A 10,643-nucleotide genomic window follows, 5' to 3' on the forward strand; every position below is an offset into this window, starting at 1 on the left:
TTAATTTGGGAAATAAAAAGTTCTTGTCACTAGCATTGCTTATGCTGATGCTATTGTCGACAGCGCTTTACGGCTGTAGTTCAGGAAACACTTCAGAAGGCACCGAAAGCGGTGGCGGAGATGAAGAGGAAACAGCGGAAGAAAAAACACTGATCTTTGGACGCGGCGGTGACTCTGTATCCCTCGATCCAATCGTAGTAACTGACGGCGAGTCTTACAAAGTCACGAAAAACATTTTTGATACATTGGTAAACTTTGGTGAGCAAGATACAGAAATTCACCCTGGATTAGCAAAAGAGTGGACAGCGGCTAAAGATGGCCTGACGTACAACTTTGTATTGGAAGAAGGCGTGAAGTTCCATGACGGAACAGATTTCAATGCAGAGGCAGTTGTTAAAAACTTTGAACGCTGGGCAGGCGGAGATGCTGATAAATTCCCTTACTATGGTTCAATGTTTGGCGGCTTCGGCAGCGATGAAGGCCATGTTATCGAATCAGTTACTGCAACTGGCGATTACGAAGTAGAATTCAAATTGAAACGTCCACAAGCGCCTTTCTTGAAAAACTTGGCGATGAGTTCTTTCGGGATTGCATCACCAACTGCTTTTGAAGAAGCTGGCGACAAGTTCGGCGACAGCCCAGTAGGAACCGGGCCATTCAAATTTGTCGAATGGAAACGCAACGACACAGTAACGTTAGAAAAATTCGATGAGTACTGGGTCGAAGGCGAACCGAAATTGGATAAAGTTGTATTCCGTTCGATTCCGGACAACTCGGCTCGTTTGAACGCGTTATTGTCTGGTGAAATTGACTTGGCAGATGGCATCACGCCATCAGACGCAACAACTATCGAAGGAAATGCCGATCTTCAATTGTTCGAGCGTCCTTCCATGAACATAGGCTACTTAGGATTGACGAATACACGCGAACCTTTTGATGATCCAAAAGTGCGTCAAGCAATGAACTACGCAATCGATAAACAAGCTATTGTTGATGCATTCTTCGAAGGGCGTGGAGATGTTGCGGCAAACCCGATTCCACCATCAATCAGCGGATACAACGATGACATCGAACCTTATCCGTATGATCCTGAAAAAGCAAAAGAACTATTAAAAGAAGCTGGACTTGAAAATGGCTTTGATATGGAGCTATATGCAATGCCAGTTCCTCGTCCGTATATGCCGGATGGCCAAAAAGTGGCGGAAGCAATTCAGAAAAACTTATCGGATATTGGTGTTAACGCTAAAATCGTTTCGTTTGAATGGGCTACTTATCTTGAAAAAGCAGCAGCTGGAGAAGCAGACGCTTTCTTATTAGGCTGGACAGGGGACAACGGCGATGCCGATAACTTCCTATATGTATTGCTCGACAAAGACAATATCGGTTCAAATAACTACGCATATTACGAAAATCAAGAATTACACGATATCTTGATCAAAGCGCAAACAGAAGTGGATGAAGACAAGCGTAATGAATTATACGCGCAAGCTCAAGAAATTATCCACGAAGATGCACCATGGGTTCCGCTTGCGCATTCAACGCCATTATTAGCGGGCGGGAAAAATGTAACGAACTTTAAAGCACACCCAACAGGCTCTGATAAACTATCGACTGTTGATTTGCAGTAGGCATTCTAAGGAGAGAGGTCATATTGATTTCTCTCCTTTTTTCTTAGGTTAACCAATTTCAGATGATTTTTTATACATACTGCAAGGGATGGAGAGGTGGAGAAAATGCTTCACTATATTGGTAGCCGTATTTTCCAATTGATTCCGGTCTTGTTGGGCATGACTTTTATCGTATTCCTGATCATCCGCGCGATACCGGGAGATCCGGCTCAAGTTATTTTAGGCCAGCAAGCATCCGAAGAAGCAATAAAAGCATTAAGAACGACGCTCGGTTTAGATAATCCTTGGTATATCCAATACTTTGAATACTTAAAAGGGCTCTTTACCGGTGATTTAGGAGAATCACTGCGTACCAGAAATCCAGTGGCAGATGAAGTATGGCCATATTTGGCGGCTACTATTGAATTGTCTGTATTCGCCATCATCATTGCTGTTATTATTGGCATCAACGCAGGCATCATCTCCGCTTGGTTTCAAAATTCATGGTTTGATTATTTGGCGATGATCATTGCACTTATTGGAGTATCCATGCCGATATTCTGGCTGGGGTTGATGAATCAATGGATTTTCTCAATTGAATTAGGGGTTCTTCCAACGACAGGAAGAGAAAATGTCCGTGATCCGGTTGATGTTATAACGCACTTTTATTTGATCGATACATTGATCCAAGGGAATTTCGCCCAATTTTCCATTGTCTTGAAGCATTTGATATTGCCAGGAACCGCACTTGCGACAATTCCGATGGCCATCATTGCACGGATGACCCGCTCGAGTATGCTCGAAGTGATGCGCTCTGATTATGTTCGGACTGCACGTTCGAAAGGATTGAAAATGTTCCGTGTAGTCTACAAACATGCTCTGAAAAATGCGATCATCCCAGTTTTGACCATTATCGGACTTCAAATGGGCTTGCTTCTTGGCGGAGCTATTTTGACAGAAACCATCTTTGGGTGGCCAGGAATCGGCCGCTATATTTACGAAGCGATCGGTTTCCGGGATTATCCAGTTATCCAATCCGGAATTTTAATTGTCGCGTTTATTTTTGTCATGATCAATTTGCTAGTGGACATGCTTTATGGTTTGATCGATCCGCGCATTAAATATGAATAGGAAGGAGGAGAAGCAGAATGGCACAATCAGCTATCGATAAAAATGAAATGAAAATGGAAAAAGTGGCGGGGCCTTGGAAAGAAGCATGGCGAGGATTCCGAAAAAGCAAAGTGGCAGTAGTCGGTATGGGAATTGTTCTCTTTTTTGTCTTAATGGCGATTTTCGGTCCGCTTTTTACCCCACAAGGAATCAACGAACAGAATTTGGCCAATAAGCTGCTGCCTCCTTCCAGTGAACATTGGATGGGCACAGACGATTTTGGCCGAGATATTCTGTCGCGAATTGTATACGGCGCAAGAATATCCTTATGGGTCGGCTTTTTAGCGGTTATCGGATCTGCTGTCGTGGGCAGTACATTAGGAATTATTGCTGGCTATTATGGCCGTTGGGTAGATACCATCATATCCCGCATTTTTGATATCATGTTGGCATTTCCAAGCATTTTGTTGGCGATTGCGGTAGTATCGGTCCTTGGGCCATCGCTACGCAATGCATTGATTGCTATTGCGCTGATCAACGTGCCAAACTTCGGGCGTTTGATCCGTTCAAAAGTATTGAGCATTAAAGAAGACGAGTATATTATGTCTGCAAGAGCGATTGGAATGAAAGACAACAGAATTTTATTTTCTCATATTTTGCCGAATTCTATGGCGCCAGTTATTGTGCAAGGGACACTTGCAATTGCAACTGCCATTATCGAAGCGGCTGCACTCGGATTTTTAGGGCTCGGCGCACAAGCGCCGTCTCCAGAATGGGGGAAAATGCTGGCGGATTCCAGGTCTTACTTGACCAATGCGCCTTGGACCATGATTTTTCCCGGTATTGCCATCATGCTGACGGTTTTAGGATTTAATTTAATGGGCGACGGTCTGCGCGATGCGCTAGACCCGCGGATGAAATCATAAAAAACGTGCCTGGGCAATTGCCCAGGCACGTTTTTTAAATGGTGTTTTCCAATTCAGAACCCACTTCATCCGAGTGGTAATTCAAATAAGCGATAATAAGCAGATCCAAATGCTCCAATTGTTCTTCGTAATCCAAAATTGCAGATAATATATGCATCAAATGATAAGTTGAAAATTCACTTGCTGTATCTTCATGGGCTAAATTGATTTCTCTGATAAAAACATCCATTACTTCATGGCGTTTTAACACGGCATCTGTTCCTGCTGTTTCACTATGTTCAGGCCGCAGCTTTCCGACATATTTCATATACAATTGTTCGTGATAGCTAGCCAAGCTTTCGAGCCGTTCCTGCACCATCATATGGAAATGCTCGGGAAGATCGGTCATTTCGTTCTCATAACGGTGAAGCCGTTTGAGCACATCCAAACTCTTTTTAGAAGTGGCGATCATTTGCCGGTATAAGACCAGTTTTCGGGCTTTTATAAATTGTTGCTTTTTTGTGTAGTTGCGTTCGTCTTTATAAAATGAATACCACTGATCTACTTTATCCAGTTTATCGGATAATTTACTGATATCGTTTTTGACAGAAGAATAGTCGGATGCGTGCCGGATGGAAACACGTATCCAGCGAATCACTTCTTCCGTCACTTGATGGATGGATGTAAAGAGCCGCGTTTCGTATTTAGGCGGTAGAAAAATCATATTGACGATAAAGGCAGACAAAATGCCGAGCAGTATTGTTAAGAACCGAAGCCCTGCAAACTCCAGGAACTGTTCTTGATGCGATTCCATAATGACAATAAGCGTCACAAGCGTTAAAGGAACCGGGTTATTAAGATTCAACTTCACCATAATAACAATTGCCAAAACAGCGGCAAGCCCAATCGTCAAATAATTAGAACCGATCGTCAATACAAAGATGATTGCAAGAATGGCTCCAATCAAATTGCCGTATATTTGGTCCAAGACTGTTAGGTATGACCGATATACTGAAGGTTGTATAGCAAAAATCGCAGATATTCCCGCCACGAAAGGTATTGGCAGATTTAGCCAATTAGCCAAAAACAATGCTAAGGAAATTGCTATGCCAGTTTTAAATATACGTGCGCCCAATTGCATGTTATGAAGCTCTCCTTTCTTTTACGATGGCGGATTTTCTCGATCAAAGCTGTCTGAATGCTTCGCGGACAGCCTGGATTGAAATTTCAACATCTTCTTTTGTGTGCTCAGTGGTTAAAAACCATGCTTCGTATTTTGAAGGGGCTAGGTTAATGCCTTGCTCAAGCATCAATTTGAAAAAACGCCCAAAAATTTCCCCATCTGTTGCTTCAGCTTGTTCGTAATTTTCAACTTTCACATCTGTAAAGTAAATCGTTAAGGCGCCTTTCAGGCGATTAATGGTAATAGTGATGCTGAACTCTTTTGCAGCTGCAAGAATCCCTTCCTCAAGAAGACGGCCAAGTTCGTCCATTTTCTCGTATACACCATCCTCACGAAGCACTTCTAGACAGGCAATGCCCGCTTGGATAGACGCTGGATTTCCAGCCATTGTTCCCGCCTGGTATGCTGGTCCAAGAGGAGCGACTGTCTCCATGATTTCTTTTTTGCCGCCGTATGCACCAATCGGTAAACCGCCGCCGATGATTTTGCCGAGTGCAGTTAAATCCGGAACCAAACCAAGAAGGTCCTGCGCGCCGCCATAGTGGAAACGGAAAGCCGTTATAACTTCGTCATAAACAATCAAAGAGCCTTTTTCTTTTGCGATGCGGTGAACTTCTTCTAAAAAACCTTTTTTCGGTTCCACAATGCCGAAATTTCCAACAATCGGCTCTACTAGGATACAGGCAATTTCTTCTCCCCATTTGTCCATGGCTTCTGAAAAAGCGTCAGGGTCGTTAAATGGAATGGTAATCACTTCTTCAGCAATTGTTTTGGGTACGCCAGCAGAATCGGGCGTTCCAAGAGTAGCCGGTCCGGAACCAGCTGCAACAAGAACGAGATCAGAGTGTCCGTGATAGCAGCCGGCAAATTTCATAATTTTCGTGCGGCCGGTATAGGCGCGTGATACGCGGATTGTGGTCATGACCGCTTCCGTGCCGCTATTGACAAAGCGCACTTTGTCCATATTAGGCATTGCGTCTTTCAACATTTTGGCGAAAGTGATTTCATGCCGTGTCGGCGTTCCATATAAAATGCCATTTTCTGCGGCATGAGTGATGGCTTTTGTGATGTGCGGGTGGGCGTGTCCGGTGATGATCGGTCCATAAGCTGCCAAATAATCGATGTATTTATTTCCATCGACATCCCAAAAATAAGCGCCTTTTGCGCGTTCCATGGAAACAGGCGAACCGCCACCTACAGCTTTATAGGATCGTGATGGACTGTTGACTCCGCCAACGATGTGCTGCAATGCTTCTTCGTGCAGTTGTTCCGAGATTGTATGTTTCATTTTAAAGCCTCCTATTTATTGCTCTTTCTTATTGTAGACAATATTTTTCATGAGTGCCAAAGAAATTGAAACCTGTCTTCCGGTTGGTTACGATAGAGGAAAGAAAAGGAGTGATGGAATTGGCCACTTTAGAAGGATTGCAAGCACCGGCTTTCACATTGAAAAATGAAGCCGGGGAGATTGTTTCATTGAAAGATTTTGGGGGAGAAAAATATACCATATTGTATTTTTACCCTAAAGACATGACGCCGGGATGCACCACACAAGCCTGTGATTTTCGGGATGCGCAAGCGGATTTCTCTGAAATGAACGCCGTTATTCTTGGCGTTAGTGCCGATTCTGCTGATCAGCACAACAAATTCATCGAAAAGCACGGTCTACCATTTTCGCTTTTAGTGGATGAAGACCACAAAGTGTCGGAGGAATATGGAGTATGGGTGGAGAAAAAAATGTATGGCAAGACATTTATGGGAATCGAGCGTTCGACGTTCTTGATCGATCCGACCGGTACGATCATCAAAGAATGGCGGAAAGTAAAAGTAGCTGACCACATTAGAGAAGTTTTGGAGATATTGAAAACACTCAGCAGCCAGTGAAAAGGGGAGAAAACCGGAATGGAAGTTTTGTTTACGTTTCTACCAAAAACAGCCCATCAGGAAAAACTCGAAAAAGAATTTCCTGATGTTGATTTTCATTTTACGTACAAAGAAAAGTCCCGCTTGCCGTCAGTGGACATCTTAGTAACGTATGGGGAAGATATAACAGAGGAAGATATCAGCAAAGCTGAAAAGTTGAAATGGATTATGGTGGCGAGTGCTGGAGTGGAAAAAATGCCGCTCCAAGCAATGAAAGAACGCGGAATTGCCGTTTCGAATGTGAAAGGCATCCACAAAACTCCAATGGCCGAATCGGTACTGGCTCACTTGCTGGCCTTGAAACGTTCGCTACCGTTTATTTATGAGAGTCAGCAAAATAACCAATGGAACCGAAAGACCGGTTCATCCGAACTATTTGGTTCAACCGCATTGATCCTCGGTCCTGGAGCAATTGGTTCTGAAATTGGCCGGCTTCTTCAAGCATTCGGCGTTCGGACAATTGGCTGCAATCGATCTGGAAGTGCCGCAGATTATATGGATGAAATGACGTCCTTTGAAGATATCCTGATGAAGCTGCCCGAAGCCGACCTTATCATCTCGGTTGTGCCAAGCACTAAAGAAACAAAGCACATGCTGAAAAAGGAACACTTTGAAGCGATGAAAAAGGATGCCATTTTCATGAACTTCGGACGAGGTGATCTGGTGGAAGACCAAATTTTGCTGGAAGCGCTTGAAAACGGTGCTGTTGGATACGCGGTGCTCGACGTTTTCGAACAAGAACCGCTGCCACCCGAACATCCTTATTGGAGTATGAAAAATGTTGTGATTTCACCTCATGCATCCAGCCACTCAAAAAAATACGTAGACCGTGCGTTGGATATTTTTATTCCCAATTTGCACAAGTGGCTCTCGGAAGATCTTAACCCAACAAATCTTGTTAATCTGGAAAAGGGGTATTGACCATGAAGATTTACACGAAGACAGGAGATAAGGGAATGACTTCCCTTGTATACGGAAGCCGAGTTGCCAAAAATGATGTGCTGGTTGAGGCATATGGAACTTGTGACGAAGCGAATTCAATGATTGGTTTGGCAGTAGGCCATATGGCCGAAGAGTTTTTTGAGGGAAAAGAAGAACTAAATCAAGCGTTCCATGAAATTCAAACAAAGTTGTTCCATGTAGGAGCGGAACTTGCTACGCCGAAAGGCAAAGAAGTTAAATGGCAGCTGACTGAGCAAGATGTCGAGAAGCTTGAACAATGGATTGATCTGTATGACGAGAAAGTACCACAGTTGGATAATTTTATCTTGCCGGGTGGGCATCCAGCAGGAGCGGCCCTTCATGTTGCCCGTACCGTCGTTCGCCGTACCGAGCGGACCGCAATTTCGATAGGGGAAGAGGTTTCGCCTACTGTACTGGCTTATTTGAACCGCTTGTCTGATTTTTTATTTGTCGCAGCCCGATTCGTGAACATTAAGCTTGGCAAGAAAGAACAGGAACTTCACAGCCAATAAATATGACAAAAAGCCCCGAACAATACTGCAATATGGTGTATTCTTGACATCCAGCCTCCTTTTTAAGTACACTAATTATAACGATTACAATGTAAGAATACTTATGAAGTGAGGTGCACAGCGATGTCTGAAGTTCAATTAAAAGACGCGCTTGATGCTTTGAAGTCAACAGGTGTACGAATCACGCCCCAGCGCCATGCGATTCTGGAGTATATGATTCATTCAACAGCACACCCAACAGCGGATGACATTTATCGCGCATTAGAGAAAACTTTCCCGAATATGAGTGTAGCGACAGTATATAATAATTTGCGTGTATTTCGAAAAGCGGGACTGGTAAAGGAATTGACTTACGGTGATTCTTCAAGCCGTTTTGATTTTGTAACACATGACCATTACCATATGATTTGCAGCGATTGCGGCAAAATCGTCGATTTCCATTACCCTGGTTTGGATGAAGTGGAGCATTTAGCTTCCCATGTAACAGGTTTCCAAGTGGATTATCACCGCTTAGAGCTTTATGGGACATGTAAGGATTGTGTAGAAAAACCTGCTAAAGCACAATGAGCATGATTACCATGCTCATTTTTTTATTGCCGATGCAGCAATAGAATTTAAAAAAGCTCCACTGGACTGTATGTCCGGTGGAGCTTCTCGTTATAGTTAAGAATTTTTCTTATTGTATTCTTCGTTAAATTCTTTTCCTTCAAGGGAAGGGTCCATCGTTAATGGCTCATTGCAGTGCATGCACATATCTACCCGGCCAAGCATTTTTGTCTGTTTGCCGCAGTTTGGACATTCTACAGGAACAGTCTTCATTGACAAAAGTCCAATCCATGCATATACCCCTGTGCTTCCTACGACTGCCAACACACCAAGCAACATAAAGATGACCATAACTAACGGTTGGTTTTTAAAGTAAATGCCAACGTACATAATAACGATTCCGATAAAGACCAGCGACAATGCGAAAGTCCGGATTCGATTGATTTTATTTTTATAAGGTTTCATTTCTTCGTTCCTCCTTGCATCCATCATACTATATCATAATGTGTGTTCAAAAGTGATAATGATTTTCGAATGAAGGAATCTAATAGAAATATGTCGAATTAGAGAAAAAGGGGAAAAGAGCTTTTTTATTCAGTTAGTTTAAGAAAGAAGATACGAAAAGTTAGCCACTCAAGGAGTGAAATTCAATGGAGCAAATTTTACGGCCAATTTATCAGGAACGCGCCAGCCAAGAAAGCACCCTAGGTGTAGTATTGGTAGAGAAAAGGGAAAAAGTCAGTCCGATCACCGATACATTCGATTCGGTGCTGCTGATTATTACAAAAGAAAACGATACATCTGTTTTCACTAAACATTACACATACTTAGATAAAAAAGCAGCAATGCATATTGTAACTGAAAAGCAATTGCGAAAATGGCTTTTGCTGGGAACCAATCGTAAAATTGTAGACTGGCTCTTTCACGGGCGGATCATTTACGACCGCAATGAATTTATGGAAAAGCTGAAGACTGAATTGAAGGACTATCCGTTTTACGGACGAAAGATCAAGATGGGAATCGAATTTGCGAAGCTTATACGACGTTATTTGGAAGGGAAAGTATTTTTTGAAGAAAAGAATTATATGGATGCTTATAATCATATAGTAGAATCACTTCATAATTTGGCCCGGCTCTCTGTATTGGAAAATGGGCTTCCTCCTGAAGTGACCGTCTGGTCGCAGGTTAAACAAATGGAACCATCTATCTATAAGCTATACGAAGAATTGATCTTAAGTGACGAACCGATCCATAAAAGGTTGGAACTATTATTTTTAGCAAGTGAATTCCATATCCATTCTCGGACAAATGATGGAGCCCAACATATTAGAGAAGTGATGGAGAAGCAGGAGAGTTGGACGATCCAAGAACTTCATGAACAAGAAGAATTGAAAAACTACTCTTCAGACTTAGAAGTCTTTATCGAATATTTAGTAGAGAAAGACTTAATATCAGTTAAAGGAGTAAAGACAAAAAGTGAAGGAATCTTCCATCGTTACTATTATGTTAAAGGTTAAAAAGGAGCTGATTTCTATTATGAAATCAGCTCCTTTTCATTTGGGGAAAGGGTGAAAGGTGGGGGTTAAGTAATAATGAAATAGTTTTAAAGACAACAGGTTTTTAAATGGTTTAACTTTTTTAAAATTTATTGTTGACAGGACTAGGCAATACGTATTATGATAATACACGTCGCTAAGGCAATTAAGTTTTCTGCGATAATAAAAAACCTAAAAAAACGCTTGACTCTGAAAGTTAACGATGTTAAATTAGAGGAGTCGCTTTTACAGGGCGAACAAAACGAACCTTGAAAACTGAACAGCAAAACGTCAACAAACATTGTTGAGGCGTTCCGAACGCCGAAACAAATTTCTGCGATGGCCGCGCAAGCGGTCGG

The 10,643-nt window shown here is 42.6% G+C and carries 11 protein-coding genes; 8 read left to right on the forward strand and 3 right to left on the reverse strand.

The annotated features are described in order from the left end of the window. The first annotated feature begins 5 nt into the window (after nt 1-5). From B0H99_RS16515 to nikC, 3 genes are all read left to right on the forward strand, one after another. Nucleotides 6-1,628, forward strand: coding sequence for an ABC transporter substrate-binding protein (locus B0H99_RS16515; RefSeq protein ID WP_106534800.1), 1,623 nt, complete (start codon nt 6-8; stop codon nt 1,626-1,628). Between the two features lie 105 nt (nt 1,629-1,733). Beyond that, nucleotides 1,734-2,738, forward strand: coding sequence for an ABC transporter permease (locus B0H99_RS16520; RefSeq protein ID WP_106534788.1), 1,005 nt, complete (start codon nt 1,734-1,736; stop codon nt 2,736-2,738). Nucleotides 2,739-2,755: 17 nt separating this feature from the next. Further along, on the forward strand, nt 2,756-3,643 hold the full coding sequence (gene nikC / locus B0H99_RS16525; protein WP_106534789.1) for a nickel transporter permease: 888 nt from the start codon (nt 2,756-2,758) through the stop codon (nt 3,641-3,643). Nucleotides 3,644-3,677: 34 nt separating this feature from the next. Here nikC and B0H99_RS16530 read toward each other — a convergent pair whose 3' ends face one another. Together B0H99_RS16530 and B0H99_RS16535 are read right to left on the reverse strand one after the other, a co-directional pair. Beyond that, nucleotides 3,678-4,763 carry an FUSC family protein gene (locus tag B0H99_RS16530; RefSeq protein WP_106534790.1) on the reverse strand — a complete coding sequence of 362 codons (1,086 nt, stop codon included), beginning with the start codon at nt 4,761-4,763 and terminating at the stop codon, nt 3,678-3,680. 43 nt (nt 4,764-4,806) lie between these two features. Then, nucleotides 4,807-6,093, reverse strand: coding sequence for a glutamate-1-semialdehyde 2,1-aminomutase (locus tag B0H99_RS16535; RefSeq protein WP_106534791.1), 1,287 nt, complete (start codon nt 6,091-6,093; stop codon nt 4,807-4,809). A 119-nt stretch (nt 6,094-6,212) separates the two neighbouring features. On the opposite strand from B0H99_RS16535, the gene bcp reads away from it, so the two are divergent. The 4 genes from bcp (at nt 6,213) to perR (ending at nt 8,770) form a co-directional block, all read left to right on the forward strand. After that, nucleotides 6,213-6,689 (forward strand): thioredoxin-dependent thiol peroxidase, encoded by a 477-nt coding sequence (gene bcp / locus B0H99_RS16540; protein ID WP_106534792.1) that lies wholly within the window; start codon nt 6,213-6,215, stop codon nt 6,687-6,689. Nucleotides 6,690-6,707: 18 nt separating this feature from the next. Beyond that, nucleotides 6,708-7,649 carry a D-2-hydroxyacid dehydrogenase gene (locus B0H99_RS16545; protein ID WP_106534793.1) on the forward strand — a complete coding sequence of 314 codons (942 nt, stop codon included), beginning with the start codon at nt 6,708-6,710 and terminating at the stop codon, nt 7,647-7,649. Between the two features lie 2 nt (nt 7,650-7,651). Then, on the forward strand, nt 7,652-8,203 hold the full coding sequence (locus tag B0H99_RS16550) for a cob(I)yrinic acid a,c-diamide adenosyltransferase (protein WP_106534794.1): 552 nt from the start codon (nt 7,652-7,654) through the stop codon (nt 8,201-8,203). A 123-nt stretch (nt 8,204-8,326) separates the two neighbouring features. Next, complete coding sequence (perR, locus tag B0H99_RS16555) at nt 8,327-8,770, forward strand: peroxide-responsive transcriptional repressor PerR (protein WP_106534795.1); 444 nt, start codon at nt 8,327-8,329, stop codon at nt 8,768-8,770. A gap of 96 nt (nt 8,771-8,866) precedes the next feature. On the opposite strand, the gene B0H99_RS16560 is transcribed toward perR, so the two are convergent. Then, a complete protein-coding gene (locus B0H99_RS16560) occupies nt 8,867-9,214 on the reverse strand; it encodes a YgzB family protein (protein ID WP_106534796.1) in 348 nt (115 codons plus the stop codon). 185 nt (nt 9,215-9,399) lie between these two features. Here B0H99_RS16560 and B0H99_RS16565 point away from each other — a divergent pair, with 185 nt between their 5' ends. Next, entirely contained in the window at nt 9,400-10,266 is an 867-nt protein-coding gene (locus B0H99_RS16565) for a nucleotidyltransferase-like protein (RefSeq protein ID WP_106534797.1), read from the forward strand. The last annotated feature ends 377 nt before the right edge of the window (nt 10,267-10,643 follow it).

The organism is Planomicrobium soli, from assembly GCF_003014655.1.
GTDB lineage: Bacteria > Bacillota > Bacilli > Bacillales_A > Planococcaceae > Planococcus > Planococcus soli_B.

Coding starts and splice junctions, on each gene's coding strand:
- B0H99_RS16565 (WP_106534797.1), top strand. CDS start 9,400: ATGGAGCAAATTTTACGGCCAATTTATCAGGAACGCGCCAGCCAAGAA.
- B0H99_RS16550 (WP_106534794.1), top strand. CDS start 7,652: ATGAAGATTTACACGAAGACAGGAGATAAGGGAATGACTTCCCTTGTA.
- B0H99_RS16545 (WP_106534793.1), top strand. CDS start 6,708: ATGGAAGTTTTGTTTACGTTTCTACCAAAAACAGCCCATCAGGAAAAA.
- perR (WP_106534795.1), top strand. CDS start 8,327: ATGTCTGAAGTTCAATTAAAAGACGCGCTTGATGCTTTGAAGTCAACA.
- B0H99_RS16520 (WP_106534788.1), top strand. CDS start 1,734: ATGCTTCACTATATTGGTAGCCGTATTTTCCAATTGATTCCGGTCTTG.
- nikC (WP_106534789.1), top strand. CDS start 2,756: ATGGCACAATCAGCTATCGATAAAAATGAAATGAAAATGGAAAAAGTG.
- B0H99_RS16530 (WP_106534790.1), bottom strand. CDS start 4,763: ATGCAATTGGGCGCACGTATATTTAAAACTGGCATAGCAATTTCCTTA.
- B0H99_RS16535 (WP_106534791.1), bottom strand. CDS start 6,093: ATGAAACATACAATCTCGGAACAACTGCACGAAGAAGCATTGCAGCAC.
- B0H99_RS16560 (WP_106534796.1), bottom strand. CDS start 9,214: ATGAAACCTTATAAAAATAAAATCAATCGAATCCGGACTTTCGCATTG.